The sequence below is a fragment of the Sinomonas atrocyanea genome (genome assembly GCF_030812675.1).
GTDB lineage: Bacteria > Actinomycetota > Actinomycetes > Actinomycetales > Micrococcaceae > Sinomonas > Sinomonas atrocyanea_B.
Map to the genome: position 1 here is coordinate 1 of NZ_JAUSTE010000007.1, position 17,718 is coordinate 17,718.

General features: G+C 70.9%; 17 protein-coding genes. 13 read left to right on the forward strand and 4 right to left on the reverse strand.

The genetic code is table 11. From position 1 onward, the window contains the following. The first annotated feature begins 142 nt into the window (after nucleotides 1–142). The 4 genes from J2W20_RS10955 to J2W20_RS10970 all read left to right on the forward strand — a co-directional run bounded on the left by J2W20_RS10955 (nucleotide 143) and on the right by J2W20_RS10970 (nucleotide 4,015). A complete protein-coding gene (locus J2W20_RS10955; RefSeq protein ID WP_307006628.1) occupies nucleotides 143–1,054 on the forward strand; it encodes a sugar phosphate isomerase/epimerase family protein in 912 nt (303 codons plus the stop codon). A gap of 15 nt (nucleotides 1,055–1,069) precedes the next feature. Further along, nucleotides 1,070–2,095 carry a Gfo/Idh/MocA family protein gene (locus J2W20_RS10960; RefSeq protein ID WP_307006629.1) on the forward strand — a complete coding sequence of 342 codons (1,026 nt, stop codon included), beginning with the start codon at nucleotides 1,070–1,072 and terminating at the stop codon, nucleotides 2,093–2,095. Further along, nucleotides 2,092–3,000, forward strand: coding sequence for a sugar phosphate isomerase/epimerase family protein (locus J2W20_RS10965; protein ID WP_307006630.1), 909 nt, complete (start codon nucleotides 2,092–2,094; stop codon nucleotides 2,998–3,000). The genes J2W20_RS10960 and J2W20_RS10965 overlap by 4 nt, the downstream gene beginning before the upstream one ends. 139 nt (nucleotides 3,001–3,139) lie before the next feature. Continuing rightward, nucleotides 3,140–4,015, forward strand: coding sequence for a hypothetical protein (locus tag J2W20_RS10970; protein WP_307006631.1), 876 nt, complete (start codon nucleotides 3,140–3,142; stop codon nucleotides 4,013–4,015). 12 nt (nucleotides 4,016–4,027) lie between these two features. Here J2W20_RS10970 and iolB read toward each other — a convergent pair whose 3' ends face one another. Continuing rightward, nucleotides 4,028–4,933: a 5-deoxy-glucuronate isomerase gene (gene iolB, locus J2W20_RS10975; RefSeq protein WP_307006632.1), complete on the reverse strand. Its 906-nt coding sequence runs from the start codon at nucleotides 4,931–4,933 to the stop codon at nucleotides 4,028–4,030. A 29-nt stretch (nucleotides 4,934–4,962) separates the two neighbouring features. Continuing rightward, on the reverse strand, nucleotides 4,963–5,703 hold the full coding sequence (locus J2W20_RS10980) for a GntR family transcriptional regulator (RefSeq protein ID WP_307006633.1): 741 nt from the start codon (nucleotides 5,701–5,703) through the stop codon (nucleotides 4,963–4,965). Between the two features lie 324 nt (nucleotides 5,704–6,027). On the opposite strand from J2W20_RS10980, the gene J2W20_RS10985 reads away from it, so the two are divergent. The 5 genes from J2W20_RS10985 (at nucleotide 6,028) to J2W20_RS11005 (ending at nucleotide 11,201) form a co-directional block, all read left to right on the forward strand. Continuing rightward, the gene (locus J2W20_RS10985) at nucleotides 6,028–7,020 is read left to right on the forward strand and encodes a substrate-binding domain-containing protein (RefSeq protein WP_307006634.1); all 993 of its coding nucleotides are present in this window, start codon (nucleotides 6,028–6,030) and stop codon (nucleotides 7,018–7,020) included. Between the two features lie 66 nt (nucleotides 7,021–7,086). Beyond that, complete coding sequence (locus J2W20_RS10990) at nucleotides 7,087–8,145, forward strand: ABC transporter permease (RefSeq protein WP_307006635.1); 1,059 nt, start codon at nucleotides 7,087–7,089, stop codon at nucleotides 8,143–8,145. A 6-nt stretch (nucleotides 8,146–8,151) separates the two neighbouring features. Beyond that, entirely contained in the window at nucleotides 8,152–9,066 is a 915-nt protein-coding gene (locus tag J2W20_RS10995) for an ATP-binding cassette domain-containing protein (RefSeq protein ID WP_307006637.1), read from the forward strand. Nucleotides 9,067–9,174: 108 nt separating this feature from the next. After that, on the forward strand, nucleotides 9,175–10,179 hold the full coding sequence (locus J2W20_RS11000; RefSeq protein WP_307006638.1) for a Gfo/Idh/MocA family oxidoreductase: 1,005 nt from the start codon (nucleotides 9,175–9,177) through the stop codon (nucleotides 10,177–10,179). Beyond that, nucleotides 10,176–11,201 (forward strand): Gfo/Idh/MocA family protein, encoded by a 1,026-nt coding sequence (locus J2W20_RS11005; protein WP_307006639.1) that lies wholly within the window; start codon nucleotides 10,176–10,178, stop codon nucleotides 11,199–11,201. Before J2W20_RS11000 ends, J2W20_RS11005 begins: the two co-directional genes overlap by 4 nt. A gap of 32 nt (nucleotides 11,202–11,233) precedes the next feature. Here J2W20_RS11005 and J2W20_RS11010 read toward each other — a convergent pair whose 3' ends face one another. Continuing rightward, nucleotides 11,234–12,253: a LacI family DNA-binding transcriptional regulator gene (locus J2W20_RS11010; RefSeq protein ID WP_307006641.1), complete on the reverse strand. Its 1,020-nt coding sequence runs from the start codon at nucleotides 12,251–12,253 to the stop codon at nucleotides 11,234–11,236. 131 nt (nucleotides 12,254–12,384) lie between these two features. Here J2W20_RS11010 and J2W20_RS11015 point away from each other — a divergent pair, with 131 nt between their 5' ends. After that, on the forward strand, nucleotides 12,385–13,605 hold the full coding sequence (locus tag J2W20_RS11015) for a Gfo/Idh/MocA family protein (protein ID WP_307006642.1): 1,221 nt from the start codon (nucleotides 12,385–12,387) through the stop codon (nucleotides 13,603–13,605). Nucleotides 13,606–13,630: 25 nt separating this feature from the next. Continuing rightward, on the forward strand, nucleotides 13,631–14,650 hold the full coding sequence (locus J2W20_RS11020; RefSeq protein ID WP_307006644.1) for a sugar phosphate isomerase/epimerase family protein: 1,020 nt from the start codon (nucleotides 13,631–13,633) through the stop codon (nucleotides 14,648–14,650). Here the strand turns inward: J2W20_RS11020 and J2W20_RS11025 are convergent. Then, the gene (locus J2W20_RS11025) at nucleotides 14,647–15,645 is read right to left on the reverse strand and encodes a LacI family DNA-binding transcriptional regulator (protein WP_307006646.1); all 999 of its coding nucleotides are present in this window, start codon (nucleotides 15,643–15,645) and stop codon (nucleotides 14,647–14,649) included. The two genes, J2W20_RS11020 and J2W20_RS11025, sit on opposite strands and share 4 nt — an antisense overlap. 154 nt (nucleotides 15,646–15,799) lie before the next feature. On the opposite strand from J2W20_RS11025, the gene J2W20_RS11030 reads away from it, so the two are divergent. Together J2W20_RS11030 and J2W20_RS11035 are read left to right on the forward strand one after the other, a co-directional pair. Continuing rightward, the gene (locus J2W20_RS11030; protein WP_307006647.1) at nucleotides 15,800–16,918 is read left to right on the forward strand and encodes a Gfo/Idh/MocA family oxidoreductase; all 1,119 of its coding nucleotides are present in this window, start codon (nucleotides 15,800–15,802) and stop codon (nucleotides 16,916–16,918) included. After that, nucleotides 16,915–17,682 carry a TIM barrel protein gene (locus J2W20_RS11035; RefSeq protein ID WP_307006648.1) on the forward strand — a complete coding sequence of 256 codons (768 nt, stop codon included), beginning with the start codon at nucleotides 16,915–16,917 and terminating at the stop codon, nucleotides 17,680–17,682. Before J2W20_RS11030 ends, J2W20_RS11035 begins: the two co-directional genes overlap by 4 nt. Nucleotides 17,683–17,718: the final 36 nt, after the last annotated feature.

Here is a 17,718-nt window from a genome sequence, read left to right on the forward strand (position 1 = left end):
ACAAGCACATCTACGGCGAAGAAGGCGTCGCCTTCTACACCCGCGCCAAAGTCATCACCCAGCGCTGGCCCGAACCCACCCACGCCTCCGACGCCACCTACAACTTCCCCTCCAACTGAGCGCAGCCGCGAGGAGCAGAGACATGACTGAGAACACGCTCATCATCGGCACGGCCCCCGACTCCTGGGGCGTCTGGTTCGCCGACGACCCGAAGCAGACCCCGTGGGAGCGCTTCCTCGACGAGGTGGCCGAGGCCGGCTACCAGTGGATCGAGCTCGGACCCTACGGCTACCTCCCCACCGACCCGTCCCGGCTCGCCGACGAGCTCAAGGCCCGCAACCTGAAGGTCTCCGCCGGCACGGTGTTCACCGCCTTCCACCGGGGACGGGACCAGTGGGAGGAGGCCTGGCAGCCTGCCCGCCAGGTCGCAGAGCTCACGGCCGCGATGGGCGGCGAGCACATCGTCGTCATCCCGGCCATGTGGCGCGACGACGTCACCGGCGAGGCCGTCGAGAACGAGGTCCTCACTCCCGAGCAGTGGGACTCCCTGTTCACAGGCCACGACGAGCTGGGCCGCCGCCTCGCCGAGCAGTTCGGCCTCAGGCAGCAGTTCCACTCGCACGCGGACTCCCACGTCCAGGCGCAGGCGGACATCGAGAGGCTGCTCGAGAACACCGACCCCGAGCTGCTCACCCTGTGCCTCGACACGGGACACGCGGAGTACGGCGGGGCGAGCAGCGTAGACCTCATCCGCAAGTACCCGGAGCGCATCGGCTACCTCCACCTGAAGCAGATCGATCCGGACGTCCTGGCGAAGGTGCGCGCCGAGAACATGACCTGGGCCGCCGCCAACACCGCCGGCGTCATGGCGGAGCCGCCGTCGGGCCTGCCCGACCTCCGCGAGGTCATCGAGGCCGTCGAGGCGCTCGACCGCCCGATCTTCGGCATCGTCGAGCAGGACATGTACCCCGTCGCGTTCGACGTCCCGCTCCCGATCGCCAAGCGCACCCGCAACTACCTCCTCTCGTGCGGCTCCCGCACGCGGGTTTCCTGAGAAAGGCACACCATCATGGCTGAGAACCTGCGCGTCGCCGTCATCGGCGCCGGCCGTATGGGCGCGGACCACATCCAGCGCCTGCACACGCGCATCCACGGCGCCGACGTGGCCGCCGTCGTCGACATCGACCTTGAGCGCGCGAACGCGGCGGTCGCCCACATTCCCGGTGCCCGCGCCTACGCCACCGCCGCGGAGGCCTACGAGGCCGGCGACGTGAACGCCGTCCTCATCGCCACGCCGGGCTTCCTCCACGAGCAGGCCCTCCTCGAAGCGCTCGAGCGGGACATCCCGATCCTGTGCGAGAAGCCGCTCACCCCTGACGCCGCGTCCGCGTGGAAGATCGTCGAGGCCGAGCAGAAGCTGGGCCGCCAGCGCATCCAGGTCGGCTTCATGCGCCGCTTCGACACCGAGTACGCCCAGCTCGGCGGCCTGGTCCGCTCGGAGGAGCTCGGCGAGCTGCTCATGCTCCACTGCCGGCACCGCAACCCCGACACCCCGCCGGGGTTCACCAACGAGATGCTCATCAACGACTCCGTGGTGCACGAGTTCGACGTGATCCGCTACCTCACCGGGGAGGAGATCACCTCCGTCCAGGTGCGTCTCGGCAAGGCCACGTCGAAGGCGCCCGCTGGCCAGCACGATCCGCAGCACGTCCTCATCGAGACCTCGTCCGGCGTGCTGGCCGACGTCGAGATCTACGTCAACGCCCAGTTCGGCTACCAGGTGGCCACCGAGGCGGCGTTCGAGGACGGAATCGTGGACATCGGCGGCGACTCCGGCCCCTACCTCCGGCGTTCGGGCCGGTGGGGCGGGCAGGTCACCCCGAGCTTCATCGAGCGCTTCGGCACGGCCTACGACGTCGAGGTCCAGTCTTGGGTCGACGCCGCGCTCCGGGGCGAGATCGGCGGTCCCTCGGCCTGGGACGGCTACGCGACGGCCGCCTGCTGCGAGGCGGGGGTCGAGGCACAGAAGAGCGGCGAGCGGGTCGCCGTCGTCCTCAACGAGAAGCCGGCGCTCTACGCGGGGGCCGCGCAGTGAAGCTCGCGCTCGACCCCACGCCGTTCCACTCGACGCACTCGCTGCTCGAGTTCCCGGCCCTCGCCGCCGAGCTCGGCTACGAGTACCTCCAGATGACCCCGCACCGGGACTTCATCCCGTTCTTCACCCACCCGAAGGCCGACGACGAGCTCGTCCGGCAGTTCCGCAAGGCCTGCGCCGACGCGGGCGTGCAGGTGGCCTCGGTCCTGCCGGTGCTGCGCTGGTCCGGCCCGGACGAGACGCTGCGCGAGGCGGCCGTGCGGTACTGGAAGCGCGCCATCCGGATCGCCGCGGACCTGGGCTGCACCCAGATGAACACCGAGTTCTCCGGGCGGCCGGAGAAGCCCGAGGAGTCCGAGGCCTGCTTCTACAAGTCCATGGAGGAGCTCCTTCCGGTCTTCGAGCGCGAGGGCGTCCACGTGGCGATCGATCCGCACCCGGACGACTTCGTCGAGGAGGGGCTGGCTGCGCTGCGCGTGATCCGCGGGCTCAACTCGCCGAACGTGGGCATGGTGTACGTCGCCTCGCACACCTTCCACATGAAGGACGAACCGCTGGAGATCATGCGCGCGGCCGGCGAGCGCCTGCGCGTGGTGCACGTCTCCGACACGATGGACCACCACGCCTCCCACGGCCTGCGCTACATCACGAACCCGCCGGGCAACGCCGTGCGCGTGCACCAGCACCTCAAGATCGGCGACGGCGACGTCAACTGGGACGGGTTCTTCGACGGCCTGGCCGAGGTCGGCTTCCTGGACCGGGAGGACACCGTCATGGTCTCGAGCGTCTTCGCTGAGAACGAGAACGCCGCCGAGGTCTCCCGCTACCAGCTCGCGCAGATGGCCGAGCGTTCCGCGCGGGCCCGCGCCGCGCGCACGGGGGAGCCGGCGCACGCGCGCGGGTAGTCCGCGCACACCCACTCGAAGGGCCAGGCCCGGGGCATCATCCCGGACCTGGCCCTTCTGCTGTCCCCGTCGTGGTTTGGGGGAGGCGCGGTATCGGGTAACGGCGCTGCCAAGGAACCGTATCGAGCGGAGGATGACCATGAACGGCATGAAGAAGAAGGCTCTGGGCACGGGGCTCGTGGGTGTGACGGCGCTGGCGCTGGCTGCCTGCACGGGCGGCGGAGGGACGTCGGCGAGCCCGAGCACGAGTGCGAGCGCCTCCGCGAGCCCGAGCGCGAAGGTCTACAGCGACTCGGACCTCCAGTCCCTGGTGTCGGGGCTGAAGGACTCGGACGGGAACGACCTCAAGCCCTACTCCAAGGACCAGGTCAACACGGGCAAGGACCTCGGGAAGGTGCTGCTCAGCACGGCGACGGTGGATCCGAGCGACTGCAAGTCCATCGCGACGGCCGGCCTGGTCAACAGCGTGGACAACGGCTCCGTGGCGGTGGCCATCTCTGACAGCCAGAAGCCGCGGACGGTCTCGGCGCAGTCCGGCTCGGAGGGCCCCGACTCGCAGCAGGTCCTGAAGGACATCGAAGGCAAGATGGGCACCTGCGCGAAGTTCACCGTCTCGGCGCTGGGCCAGAAGGTCACGGTCTCGAGCAAGCAGCTCCAGGCCACGACGGACGCCGCGGAGACGTTCGGCACGGTCAGCACCCGCGGCGACAACAGCTCGGACATGCTCATGCAGGTCTCGGGCGCCCAGGGCAGGCTCCTGGTCGTCGCGACCAAGAGCGGCGGCAACCTCGGCGACACCGACCAGCACGAGCTCGAGGGGCTCGTGAACGACGTCCTGCACAAGGCCACCGGGTCCTCGACGTCTTCGACGTCGAGCCCGTCCTCGAGCATGACGAGCTCCTCGTCGACGTCCACCGAGACCAGCAGCCCGAGCTCCTCGAGCACGTCCAGCAGCTCGGAGACCTCGGGCATGTCGTCGAGCCCGTCGTCGAGCGCGAGCCCCTCGGCGTCGTAGGCGGGCCGCTGCCTAGGACGTGAACGGCAGGCGCGGGTCCACCTGCTGGCCCTCCCACGTCGAGCGCACCCAGCCGTGGTGCGGGTCGTCGCTGATGAGCCAGTCGCGGACGCGGCCCGGGCCTGCCATCACGTTGAGGTAGTACAGGTCGTAGCCGGGGGCCGCCATCGCGGGCCCGTGCCAGCCGTAGGGGACGAGCACCACATCGCCGGTGCGCACCTCCGCCTGGACGTCGATGGGCCGCTCGTCGGAGGCATACACACGGGCGTACCCGACCGGGTCTTGGCCGGCGCCGTCCTGGTCGGCGGTGTCGGAGCCGGGAGCGAGGCGGGTCTCGAAGTAGTAGATCTCCTCGAGCGCCGTCTCGCCGTCCTTCTCCTCGTCGTGCTTGTGCGGGGGATAGGAGGACCAGTTGCCGGCGGGGGTGATGACCTCGCACACGATGAACCGGTCCGCCTCGAGCGCCGCCGGGGTCCCGAAGTTGTGCACCTGGCGCGAGCAGTTTCCGGCGCCGCGCAGCTCTACGGGGGTCTCCTCGGCGCGGACCAGCCGGGTCGGGTACTCCGCCTTGGCGGGGGCGAGCGCGACGGCGACCCTGCCGCCGTCGGCCGACGTAATGGTGACGGCTGTCCCGATCCCCGTGTAGAGCACGTCGCTGGGGCCCGCGAAGACCGAGGGGCGGCCGCGCAGGAGGTGGGGCTCGCCGTCGACCCTGACGTCGAAGGCGCCGGTGAGCGGGACCACGATCCGCTCCTCGTCGGCAGCGTCGAGGGCCACGCTCGCGCCGGGTGCGAGCTCTGCGACCTTGAGGCCTGTGTGCGCCCAGCCGCTGACGGCCGTGGAGGAGTCGTGCGCGCCGAGCGAGACCTGCCAGTCGCCGTCCTCCGCCGCGCCGAGGGGATAGACCCACTGTGCCATCTGGTTCCTTCCGTCGTGCCGGCCGCGCGTTACCGCTGGACCAGCGTCATCTCGAAGCTGTAGGAGTCGGCACGGTAGACGTGCCGGCCGGTCTCGACGCTGCGGCCCGTGTCGTCGACCGCGGTGCGCTCCATGGTCACGAGCGCCGAGCCGGGTGCCACCTCAAGCAGTTCGGCCTGGTGTTCGTCGGCCACCGCCGCGCCGATGCGCTGGTTGGCGAGCCGGAAGTTGACGCCCGCGTCCCGGAGGATCTGGTACATGCCGTGCTCCCGCAGGCCGACCTCGGTGAGCTCCGCGACGTCGTCCCGCACCCAGTTCTCCATGAGCGCGAGCGGCTTGTCGTCGACCGAGCGCAACCGGGTGAAGTGGTAGACGCCCACGCCCGCGGGCAGCTGCAGCGTCTCCTTGAGGTCCGGTTCGGCAGGCCCGTGGCGGAAGCTGAGCACCCTGGTAGCAGGTGACTTGCCGCCTCGGGACAGATCGTCCCAGAGGCTCGACAGCTCGAGGTGGCGCCTCACCTGGTTGGCGACCACCTGGGTCCCCACTCCGCGCTTGCGGACGAGCAGGCCCGCCCGGACGAGCTCGTCCATGGCCTTGCGCATGGTGGGACGGGACAGGTTGAGCTGGGACGCGAGCTCGATCTCGTTCTCGAGCTTCGAGCCGGGCTCCAGGGTCCCGCTGCGGATCATGGCCTCGATGCCCTGGACCACCTGGTGGTACAGCGGGACGGGCGATGACCGGTCGATGGCGATATTGAGCGTCGTTGCCATGACCCCTCCTTGGGTCCGGGCTCCCGGGGCCTCCCGTGGGAGAAAGGACTCCGGTCCGCATGTTTGTTTGATAGGACAAAATATCCACCCTGATCGTAGCACCCCGATCTGCGGAATGTCAGGCAAATCACGCCGTCTCTGTGGAAAGTCTCGCGATCCAGCTGAGCTGACAAAGGCGCTCGGAGCGGTCGTCGCGTGTGAGGAATTAGTGCATATGTGTGGACAAAGTATTGACATGGGTGATTTCCGTCACCCAAGATCGTCCCAAGCCCGGTCGCCGCGACGGAGTGTCAGCGGCGGGGCACGGATCGAAGGAGATTCCCTGTGACGAAGTACTCGTGGCGGCGCGCAGCACTCGCCGCCCTCGCCGTTCCCCTGCTCGCCCTCTCCGCCTGCTCCGGCGGCGGCAAGGCCCAGGACGCGAGCGGCAGCGGCGGCGGAGGCCAAGTTGCCTCGACGCCGAAGATCAAGGTCGCGCTCATCACACATGCTGCGGCGGGCGACACGTTCTGGGACATCGTGCGCAAGGGCGCCGAGGAGGCTGCTGCGAAGGACAACGTTGACCTGCAGTACCTCAACGACCCGGAGGCGGGCCGCCAGGCGCAGCTAGTCCAGCAGGCCATCGACCAGAAGGTCGATGGCATCGCGGTAACGCTCGCCACCCCGGATGCGCTCAAGGACGTCGTCAAGAAGGCGACGGACGCCGGCATCCCGGTCGTGAGCCTCAACGCCGGCGAGGACGTCTCAGCCCAGCTCGGCGCCTTCACGCACTTCGGCTCCAACGAGAAGCTCGCGGGCGAGGCCGTCGGTGCCAAGCTCGCCTCCGAGGGCTTCAAGCACCCCATCTGCGTCATCCAGCAGCAGGGTCATGTGGGCCTCGAGAACCGCTGCGCGGGCGTCAAGTCCAAGGTCGCCGGTACCGAGATCCTCTACGTCAACGGCCAGGACATGACCTCGGTCCAGTCCACGGCGACCGCGAAGCTCCAGGCCACGAAGGACGCCGATGTGATCATCGGCCTCGGCGCCCCGATCACCATCACGCTGCTGAAGTCCGTCTCGGACGCCGGCAGCTCCGCGAAGGTCGCCAGCTTCGACCTCAACGCGGAGCTCGCCCAGGACATTGTGGACGGCAAGGTCATCTTCACCGTTGACCAGCAGCCGTGGCTGCAGGGCTACATGTCGGTCGATGCGCTCTGGCAGAACAAGCGGGGCGGCTTCAAGATCGGAGGCGGACAGCCCGTGCTGACCGGTCCGACCATCGTGGACAAGTCCAACGCGTCCGACGTCCTCAAGTTCGCCCAGCAGGGCGTCCGCTAGAACCGGTACTGGGCCGCGCGGCGTGCGTACGGACGCCGCGCGGCCCGCCCACAAGGAGTCATTCCCATGGCAACAGCAACAGTGCCCTCGGCCCCGGCACCCGTGCCGGCAGCCGACGAGCGGCTTGGGCGCCGCAGTCCCTTCCAGAAGCTTCTGGGACGTCCAGAGGTCGGCGCGCTCGTCGGCGCCATCGTCCTGTTCATCTTCTTCTCCGCCGTCTCGAGCACGTTCCTCCAGCCCAACGCCTTCGCGACCGTGCTGTACGGGTCCTCCACCATCGGGATCATGGCTGTGGGCGTGTCACTGCTCATGATCGGCGGCGAGTTCGACCTCTCCGCCGGCGTCGCGGTGATCTCCTCGGCCCTGACCGCGTCGCTGTTCTCGTGGAACTTCGGCGTGAACGTCTGGGTGGGAGTGGTGCTGGCCCTGGTCGTCTCGCTCGGTATCGGGTTCATCAACGGGTGGATCCTGGTCAAGACCAAGCTGCCGTCCTTCATCGTCACCCTGGCGACGTTCCTGATGCTCACCGGTCTCAACCTGGCGCTCACCCGTGCCATCGGCGGAGCTGTGTCGTCTCCCTCCATCGCCCAGATGGACGGCTTCGGCGCGGCCAAGGCGATCTTCGCCTCGTCCGTCAGCATCGCGGGCGTGGACGTGAAGATCACCGTCTTCTATTGGGTGGTCCTGGTCGTCGTCGCCTCGTGGATCCTGCTGCGCACCCGCGTGGGGAACTGGATCTTCGCCGCGGGCGGGGACGCCAACGCCGCCCGCGCCGTCGGCGTGCCGGTCACGGCCACGAAGATCGGCCTCTTCATGGGAGTCGGATTCTGCGGCTGGATGCTGGGCATGCACAACCTCTTCGCCTTCGACGCGGTGCAGTCCGGCGAGGGCGTGGGCAACGAGTTCCTCTACATCATCGCGGCGGTGATCGGCGGATGCCTGCTCACGGGCGGATACGGCTCGGCCGTCGGCGGGGCCATCGGGGCCTTCATCTTCGGCATGGCCAACAAGGGCATCGTGTACGCGCAGTGGAACCCCGACTGGTTCAAGTTCTTCCTTGGCCTCATGCTCCTGCTGGCCACCATCGTGAACCTCATCGTCAAGCGCCGCGCAGAACTGAAGTAGGCAACCATGGCACAGCACGTCAGCAACAAGGAACTCCTCGCCGCTTCGGGGGAGACCGACCCGCTCACCGACAGAGCCGTGCACCTGCTGCGGCTGGACAAGATCGGCAAGCACTACGGCAACGTCATCGCACTGCGGGACGTGACCATGGCCGTGGACAACGGGCGCGTGACCTGCGTCCTGGGCGACAACGGCGCGGGCAAGTCCACGCTGATCAAGATCATCGCCGGCCTGCACCAGCACGATGAGGGCACCTTCACCATCATGGGCGAGGAGCGGAAGCTGAGCAGCCCGCGGGCGGCCCTGGACGCCGGAATCGCGGCGGTCTACCAGGACCTCGCCGTCGTCTCGCTCATGCCCATCTGGCGCAACTTCTTCCTCGGATCCGAGCTGACCACCGGGTTCGGCCCGTTCAAGCGCATGGACGTGAACCGGATGAAGGAGATCACCAAGAAGGAACTGGCGGACATGGGCATCGACCTGCGCGACGTCGAACAGCCCATCGGCCAGCTCTCCGGCGGCGAGCGCCAGTGCGTGGCCATCGCCAGGGCTGTCTACTTCGGCGCCAAGGTCCTCATCCTCGACGAGCCGACGGCCGCCCTCGGGGTGAAGCAGTCCGGCGTCGTCCTGCGCTACATCCTCCAGGCCCGCGACCGCGGGCTCGGAGTCATCTTCATCACCCACAACCCCCACCACGCCTACCCGGTCGGCGACCGGTTCCTGCTCCTCAAGCGCGGCCGCTCGATCGGCTACTACGACAAGAAGGACATCACGCTCGAGGAGCTCACCGCCCAGATGGCCGGCGGCGCCGAGCTCGCCGAGCTGGCCCACGAGCTCGAACAGCTCGGCGGCCACACTCAGGCGTTGAAGGAAGTCAAAGCCGAGGCCGCTGCCGTCGAGGCAGAGGCGCCCAAATCCTAGCCAGCTGAACGGCGCACGACGGCGCGGTGGGCACCCAGCCCGCCGCGCCGGCGTCGTGCGCTCGGCGAGCGGGCAGCCGGAGTACGCATGGACACCGAGAGGACCACTATGACCATCAGAGTTGGCGTCATCGGCGCCGGAATCATGGGCGCGGACCACGTGCGCAATCTCGCCGGCAGGATCGGCGGTGCCTCCGTTGCCCTCGTCGCGGACCTGGATGCTGGCCGTGCCGCGGCCGCGGCAGGCCCCGCGGGCGCGCGGACCACGGCCGACCCGAAGGCCCTCATCAAGGACCCGGACGTGGATGCCGTGGTGATCGCCTCCCACGACTCGACCCACGCCGAGCTCATCCTCGCGTGCCTCGACGCCCGCAAGCCCGTGCTGTGCGAGAAGCCGCTCGCGCCCACGGTCGAGGAAGGCCGCGCGGTGGTCGCGGCCGAGGAAGCCATGGCGGCAGAGCTCGGCCTGAGCCTTGTCTCCCTCGGCTTCATGCGCCGCTTCGACCCCGCCCACACCGAGCTCAGGCGCCGCCTCGCCGCCGGGGAACTCGGGGAGGTGCTCACGGCGCACTGCGTGAGCCGCAACGTCCGCTCCGCGCCGGATGCGACCGACGTCTCCGCCATCACGAACTCCGCGATCCACGAGCTGGACTCGATGCCGTGGCTCCTCGGCACCGACGTGGCCGAGGCGGCCTGGGTCAGCGGGCGCAAGGCCTCCGCCCTCGCGCCCGCTGGCCTCCAGGACCCGGCCTTCATGCTCCTGCGGATGGCAGACGGCGCCCTCGTGACCCTCGAGCTGTTCCTCAACGCCCAGTACGGCTACTCGACGCGGCTCGAGGTGGTGGGCGAGCGCGGCACGGCGAGCTTCACCGAGGCCCCGCTCCTCGAGCTCAGCCTCGACCGGCGCCGCGCCGCCGAGTACCCGGCCGACTGGCGGCCGCGCTTCGCCGACGCCTACCGGATCGAGCTCCAGGCGTGGATCGACTCCCTCCGGACGGCCGCGCCGTCGCCCCTCGCGAGCGCCCGCGACGGACTGCGCGCCTCCGAGATCGCTGCGGCCCTCGCGGCCTCGATCGACGCCGGCGGCGCGTTCGTCCCGGTGGTGTACGAGTGAGCGCCTTCGAGTTCCCTGCGCCCCGCGTGCCCGACCCAGCCGATGCGCCCTCGCTGCGGTGGGGCATTGCCGGGCCCGGCTGGATCGGTGAGCGCTTCACCGAGTCCCTCGCGCGCCACGGCTCGCAGCGCGTCACAGCGGTCGGCTCCCGCTCGCTCGGCCGCGCCGAGGCCTTCGCCGCCCCGCGCGGGCTGCGGGCACACGGCTCCTACGAGTCCCTTGCCGCGGATCCCGAGGTCGACGTCGTCTACGTCGCCGTCCCGCACACGGCCCACTTCGAGGTGGCCCTCGCCGCGCTCGAGGCCGGCAAGCACGTCCTCGTCGAGAAGCCCTTCGGGATCAACGCGGCAGAGGCCGAGAAGATCGCCGGCGCGGCGCGGGCACGCGGACTCTTCGCTGCCGAGGCGCTCTGGACCGTCTTCCTGCCCTCGTACGACGTGGCACGGCAGCTCATCCGCGAAGGCCGCCTGGGGTCGCTGACCGCCGTCATGGGCGACTACGGCGAGTACCTCCCGCCGAGCCACCGCGCGCACAGCCCCGCGCTCGCCGGCGGCCCCCTGCTGGACCTGGGCATCTACCTCATCGCCCTCGCGACCGACATCCTGGGCGAACCGGACCGGGTGCTCGGCATCGGCCAGGCCCTTCCGAACGGGGTCAACGGCCAGCTCTCCGCGATGCTCGGCTTCTCCGGCGGCGCGCAGGCCACGCTCGCCACGACGATGCTCGGGTACACGCCCGCCCAGCTGACGGTGCTCGGGGCCGAGGCTGCGATGACGTTCGACGGGCCGTTCAACTCGCCGGGCGGACTCACGGTGCGGACCGCCGATGGGGAATCCCACCGCTGGGACGGGGCTCCGGGGGACCACGTGGCCGGGCTGCACTCCCAGGCCGCCGCCGCGGCCCGGGCGATCGCGGCAGGGCAGACCGAGGTCGCCGAACGCCCGCACGAGGCGAGCATCCTCGCCCTCCGGGTGGCCGATGAACTCCGCCGTCAGACCGGGATCGTGTACCCCGGGGAGTAGCAGGAGGTTCGGAGCTGCACTGCTGACGGCCGTCAACGCGTCGTCGGGGGCCGGGCCGTGGAGCCGCGCACCACGAGGTCGGGGGCGAGGAGCTCGCGGTGCGGCGGTGCCGCGCGGTCGGCGAGGCGCGCCAGGAGAGCCCCGCCGGCGGCGGCCCCCACCTCGCGGGAGTGTCCGTCCACGCTCGTGAGCGCGAGGTACCTGTAGGCGGCCAAGGGCGAGTCGTCGTGGCCGACCACGGACACATCGTCCGGTACCGAGAGTCCCCGCTCGCGCAGCGCCGCGAGCGCGCCCACGGCCATGACGTCGTTTGCGGCGACGATTCCGGTCACCTCGGGACGCGCATCCAGGAGCGCACACGCCGCGGCGTAGCCGGCCGCCTCGGAGGTCGCGCCCCCGCCTGCGGCCGTCGGCTCGAGCCCCGCGGCCCGCATCGCCGCCTCGTACCCCCGGCGACGGGCCTCCCCGGGGCCGCCACGCCCGGCGAGGTGGGCGACCCGCCGGTGTCCCAGGCCGAGGAGGTGCTCCGTTGCCAGCCGCGCACCCAGCTCGTCGTCGCCCGCGACGACATCGAGGGCCGTTTCCAGCCCGAGGGCTCCGAGCTCTCGGGTCCCGGCAACGACGATCGGCACCTCCACGCCGTCGAGCATCCCGGCTGGCGGGTCCGCCGCGATGACGAGCGCGTCGACGTGCTGGGCCAGGAAACCCTCCACGGGGTTGCGCCCCGCGGCGTCGAGCTGGAGATCGGCGGCGCTCGCGGTGTACCCGGCCGGGTCGAGGACCGAGCGCAGGCCCGCGAGCAGCTCGACGAACCAGGGGTTGTGGAAATCGTCGATGAGGACTCCGACTGTCAGCGTGCGCTGGCTTGCGAGCGCGCTCGCGGCGCGGGACGGACGGTAGCCGAGCTCGTCGATGGCGGCCTCGACGGCCTCCCGGCGTGCATCGCTGACGTGGGGCGCCCCCCGCAGGACGAGCGAGACGAGCGACTTGGACACGCCTGCCCGCTGGGCCACGTCGTAGATCGTGGGGCGCTGGCTGGCATCTGTGGGCACGGCACCATCATGGCACCCCGCCGTCAGCAGAGGATCCCCATTGACAGGACAAAGTCGGGTTCCGTACTGTGATTTGGAGCGCTCCAATTTCCCGACTCCCGGCGCCGCCGGGCCCCTCGAAGGAGAGAACCATGAGCAAGCCCCTCGGCGTCGCCGTCATCGGCGCAGGCATGGCCGGCAAGGCCCACGCCGCCGCCTACCGCACCGCGAGCACCCTCTACAAGCCCACCCTCCCCGGGATCCGCCTCGTCTCGATCGGCGACGTGAATGCCGAGTTCGGCCAGGCCGCCGCAACCCGCTTCGGGTACGGCCGCCACGACTCCTCGTGGCAGGCCATCGCCGAGGCCGACGACATCGACGTGGTGAGCGTGGTCATCGCCAACTCGCTGCACCGCGAGGTGGTCGAGGGCCTCCTCGCGGCCGGCAAGCACGTCCTGTGCGAGAAGCCGCTGTCCGATTCCCTCGCCGACGCCCGCGCCATGGCTGACGCCGCCCGCGCCGCCGAGGAGCGTGGGGTCCTGGGCCGCATCGGCTTCACCTACCGGCGCACGCCCGGTATCGCGGCCATCCGCCAGCTCATCCAGGACGGCACCCTCGGCCGGCCGCTGCACTTCTCCGGCCGCTACTGGACCGACTACGGCTGCAGCCCGCAGGCCCCGATGAGCTGGCGCTACAAGGGCGGCCCGGGCTCGGGCGCGCTCGCGGACGTCGGCAGCCACCTCGCCTACGTGGGCGAGTTCCTCTGCGGGGACATCCGGTCGGTCTCCGGCGGCGAGCTCTCCACGGCGATCACGGAGCGCCCGCTCCCGCTGAGGGCCGTGATGGGCCACGACCACGCCGCCGTCTCGGACACCTTCGAGCCCGTGGAGAACGACGACGTCGCCTCCTTCTCCGCCGAGTTCGCCTCGTGCACGGGGTCGCTGTCCGTCTCCCGCGTCGCCGCGGGCCACGCCAACTCGCTCGTCTTCGAGGTCTTCTGCGAGAACGGCGCGGCCTCGTTCGACCAGCGCCGCCCCGCGGAGATCGGCCTCTTCCTGAACGAGGGCCCGTACGCGCAGAACGGCTACCGCCAGGTGATCCTGGGCCCCGACCACCCCTACATCGCCGGCGGCCTGGCCATGGATGCCCCGAGCGTGGGCTTCGGCCAGAACGACGCCTTCGGCTACCAGGCCCGCGCGTTCCTCGAGGAGGTCGCAGGGGTGGCCGAGGCCGAGTCGCTGCCGCGCTGCGCGACCTTCGACGAGGGCGTGCGCAACATGGAGATCCTCGGTGCCGTCGCCCAGTCCGCCGCCGAGGCCGGCCGCCGCGTCGAGGTGCCGTCCGCCGAGAAGCCCGCCGCCGTCGTGCGCTGAGAGACGACCCCAAGGAGAACTGATCATGAAGCTCGGCGTCTACAACGCGATCCTGCACGACCGCCCGCTGCCCGTGGCCCTCGAGGTCGTCGCAGGCCTCGGCCTCACGGGGATCGAGATCAACACCGGCGGCTTCCTGCCCGCCGTCCACGTGCCCACCTTCGACGACATCCTGGCCAGCGACGCGGCCCGGGACGACTACCTCGGCCTCTTCGAGGGCACCGGGGTGGGAATCGCGGGGCTGAACTGCAACGGCAACCCGCTGCACCCCAAGCCCGAGATCGGGCGCAAGCACGCGGAGGACATCCGCCGCTCCATCCGGCTCGCCGAGCGCCTGGGGCAGAACCGTGTGGTGACCATGTCCGGCCTGCCCGGGGGCGAGCCGGGCGCGACCGTGACCAACTGGGTCGTCAACGCGTGGAACTCTGCCGCCCTGGACGTCCTCGACTACCAGTGGGGGATCGCCGCGGACTTCTGGCGCGAGACGGACCGCCTCGCGGCGGACCACGGCGTCAAGGTGGCCCTCGAGCTGCACCCCCAGAACCTCGTGTTCAACACCGCCGATGTCTACAGGCTGGTCGAGCTGACGGGCGCGACCAACGTCGGCGTGGAGCTGGACGCCTCGCACCTGTTCTGGCAGCAGATGGACCCGGTGGCCGTGGTCCGCGAGCTCGGCTCCCTGGTGTTCCACGCCGCGGCGAAGGACGTGCGCGTCAACCCCGAGAACGCGAGGCTCTACGGCGTCCTGGACAACCGCTTCCGCCGGCTCTCCCCGGACGAGCCGCGCACCAACCTCGGCGGCGACGAGTGGGCCAATGAGTGGCCCAAGGACTCCGCGTGGGACTTCGTGGCCCTCGGCCGCGGGCACGACGCCGCGTTCTGGGCCGAGTTCCTCCGCGCCCTCCGGGAGGTGGACCCGGACATGAGGGTCAACATCGAGCACGAGGACGTCTCCCTGGGCCGGATCGAGGGGCTCGAGGTCGCCGCGGGCGTGCTGCTCGAGGCGACGCGGATGATCGGGGAGGGTGCCGCGGCGCGCGCCTAGCTGCGCGGGGCGACGGTGCTGGAGCGCACCGTGAGGGACGGTGGGACCAAGACCTGCTCGTGCCGCCCCTCAAGCGCCTCCCCAGCTGCGCGGACCGCGGCGGCGGCGAGGGCGTCCGGGTCCTGGCGCACGCTCGTGAGGCTCACATGGGCCAGGGCGGCCAGGCGGGAATCGTCGTAGCCAACGACTGAGAGGTCGTCGGGGACCCGCACCCCCTGCTCGCGGAGCCCGTGCAGCAGGCCCACCGCGAGCACGTCATTGAACGCGACGACGGCGGTGGGCCGGCTGGCCCGCTGGGCCGGATCGGCGAGCATCGCCGCCAGGCCCTCCGCCGCCTTCATGCCGTGCTCCTCCGTGGGGCCGCCTTCGAGCGCCAGGCGCGCCGTGCCGTCGTGCTCAAGGAGGGCCGCGTAGGCCTCGCGGCGGGCGCGCGCGCCCACTGCGGCGCCGCCGGTGATGTGGGCAATGCGCCGGTGCCCGAGCGAGCGCAGGTGCTCGACCGCGAGGCGCATCCCCGCGGCCTCGTCGGCGGCAACGCTCGCAAGGTGCGGGCTGCGCGACGGCTCGAGGACGGATACGGCCGGCACCGGCAGCGCCAGGAGGTCCGCCTCGCCGGTCTCCGGGGCGAGCACCAGGAGCGCCTCGACTCCGAGGTCGAGGAGATCGTCAATGGCCTCGGCCTCGGGCCTGCGGCCTCCGCGGGCGCTCAGGGCGACCCCGAACCCGGCCTCGGCCGCCGCGGGGTAGAGGGCCTCGACGAGCTCGCCGTGGAACGCGCCCTCGACCGCGAAGACGACTCCGAGCAGCCGGCTGCGTGCGCTGCGGAGGAGACGGGCGCGGGTGTCGGGCCGGTAGCCGAGGCGTTCCGCGGCGGCGAGGACGCGCTCGCGGGTGGCACCGCTCGCGCCCGGGGCGCTGCGCATGACGATGGAGACGAGCGCCCTGGAGACTCCGGCCTCGGCGGCGACGTCGGCCATGGTGGGGCGCTTGGCCACTGGTGCTCCTTCTTCCCGACGATGCTTCCTCCCACAGTACTAGATCGATCTAGACGCTGCGGGCAAAGCGTGGCAGACTGTCAGGGCGGCGCCTACTAGATCGATCTAGAAGCCGCACTCCACCGACCGTGCAGATCCCCCGGAGAGGAACCCCATGAGCTACGTCCCCGTCACCCCGACGCGTCCCGCGCCCGTCCGGATCGGCCTCATCGGCGCGGGCTGGATGGGTGCCTTCCACGCCCGCAGCCTTGCCGGCCGGATCCCCGGTGCCGCCCTCGCGGCCATCGCCGACCCCGCACTCGGGCCGGCCACGGAGCTCGCGGCCGAGCTCGGCGTCGGGAAGGTGACCGCAGACGCCGCCGACCTCTTCGCAGACCCTGAGATCGACGCCGTCCTCATCGCGGGCCCCATCCGATTCCACGCCCCGCTCTCGATCGCCGCAGCCCGCGCGGGGAAGCACGTCTTCTGCGAGAAGCCCGGCTCGACCACGCTCGAGGAACTCGCCGAGGTCGAGGCCGCGGTGGCCGAGGCGGGGGTGCACTGGCAGATCGGCTTCAACCGCCGCTATACCGCCGACTTCCTCGCGGCCCGCCGCGAGCTCGCCGCCGGGGCAGTCGGAACACCGCAGCTCCTGCGCTCCCTGACCCGCGATCCCGGCACCGGTTCGATTCCCAATGCCGCCCGCGTGCCGGAGTGGACCATGTTCCTCGAGACACTCATCCATGACTTCGACGCCCTCAACTGGATGAACCCCGGCGCCGAGCCGGCCAGCGTACATGTGCTGGCGGACGCCCTCGTGGAGCCCTCGCTCAAGGGGGCGGGCTTCATCGACACGGCGGTGGCCACGATCCGGTACAGCAACGGTGCGATCGCCGTCGCCGAGGCCAGCTTCTCAGCACTGTACGGCTACGACGTGCGCGGGGAGACCTTCGGTTCGGCCGGGATGGTCCAGGCCGGCCGCGCTACGGAGACCTCGGCCCGCCTCTTCACCTCCGACGGACTCGCCGCCGAGACCCCCCGGGTCAACATCGAGCTCTTCGCGGACGCCTACCGTGACGAGCTCGCGGACTTCGTGGCCCACGTGTCCGCACGCCGTGACGGCACCGCCGCCCCCGACCACGGTGTGCCGCTCACGCCCGGCCTCGCCGACGCGAGGCGCGCCCTCGCCGTCGCCCGCGCGTGCATAGAGTCGGTCCAGCGCGGGGCGCCGGCCGAGATTGCCGGTTCTGCCCCCGCAGGGACGGGCGACAGCGCTGGGGCGGCAGCGCGATGAGGCTTGCCGTCTGCGCCGAGATGGTGTTCACTGACCTGCCCTTCGTCGAGAGGGCCCGGCGGATCCACGAGGCCGGGTTCGACGTGGAGATCTGGGACTCCCGCAGCAAGGACCTCGCCGGCCTCGCGGCCACGGGCGCGCGGTTCTCGTCGATGACGGGCTACGTGACCGGGTCGCTCGTCGAGCCGGAGACGGCCGACCACGTGGTGGACACCGCGGAGTCCCTCATCCCGACGGCGCTCGAGCTCGGCGTCGAGCGCCTCGTGGTGCATCCGGCCGAGCTCGTGGACGGGCATGCGGCGCGGCCGCACTGGCGTTCTGACGGGACGATGTGGCTCACCGCCGCGAAGGCCCTCGGGCGCCTCGGCGAGCTGGGCGCCCGCCACGGCCTCACGTTCTGCCTGGAGAACCTCAACACGCTCCGCGACCACCCCGGGGTTCCCCTGGCGCGGGCCAAGGACACGCTCGCCCTCGTGCGCGCCGTGGACCATCCGAACGTCCGGCTGATGCTCGACCTGTACCACGCCCAGATCGGCGAAGGGAACCTCATCGAACTCGTGCGCGAGGCGATGCCGTGGATCGGCGAAGTCCAGGTCGCCGACGTCCCCGGCCGGTGCGAACCCGGCACGGGCGAGATCAACTACGCCGTGGTGCATCGGGCGCTCGCGGAGGCAGGCTACTCCGGCACGGTGGGGATGGAGGCCTACGCCTCCGGCGACTCCGAGGCGGCGCTCAGCGCCTTCGGGGCCGCATTCGGGCGCTGAACCGTTCGACCGCGCCGGGGCCCGGTGGGAGACTGG

Coding starts and splice junctions, on each gene's coding strand:
- J2W20_RS10955 (WP_307006628.1), top strand. CDS start 143: ATGACTGAGAACACGCTCATCATCGGCACGGCCCCCGACTCCTGGGGC.
- J2W20_RS10990 (WP_307006635.1), top strand. CDS start 7,087: ATGGCAACAGCAACAGTGCCCTCGGCCCCGGCACCCGTGCCGGCAGCC.
- J2W20_RS11030 (WP_307006647.1), top strand. CDS start 15,800: ATGAGCTACGTCCCCGTCACCCCGACGCGTCCCGCGCCCGTCCGGATC.
- J2W20_RS10980 (WP_307006633.1), bottom strand. CDS start 5,703: ATGGCAACGACGCTCAATATCGCCATCGACCGGTCATCGCCCGTCCCG.
- J2W20_RS11000 (WP_307006638.1), top strand. CDS start 9,175: ATGACCATCAGAGTTGGCGTCATCGGCGCCGGAATCATGGGCGCGGAC.
- J2W20_RS11020 (WP_307006644.1), top strand. CDS start 13,631: ATGAAGCTCGGCGTCTACAACGCGATCCTGCACGACCGCCCGCTGCCC.
- J2W20_RS10970 (WP_307006631.1), top strand. CDS start 3,140: ATGAACGGCATGAAGAAGAAGGCTCTGGGCACGGGGCTCGTGGGTGTG.
- iolB (WP_307006632.1), bottom strand. CDS start 4,933: ATGGCACAGTGGGTCTATCCCCTCGGCGCGGCGGAGGACGGCGACTGG.
- J2W20_RS11015 (WP_307006642.1), top strand. CDS start 12,385: ATGAGCAAGCCCCTCGGCGTCGCCGTCATCGGCGCAGGCATGGCCGGC.
- J2W20_RS10995 (WP_307006637.1), top strand. CDS start 8,152: ATGGCACAGCACGTCAGCAACAAGGAACTCCTCGCCGCTTCGGGGGAG.
- J2W20_RS10960 (WP_307006629.1), top strand. CDS start 1,070: ATGGCTGAGAACCTGCGCGTCGCCGTCATCGGCGCCGGCCGTATGGGC.
- J2W20_RS11035 (WP_307006648.1), top strand. CDS start 16,915: ATGAGGCTTGCCGTCTGCGCCGAGATGGTGTTCACTGACCTGCCCTTC.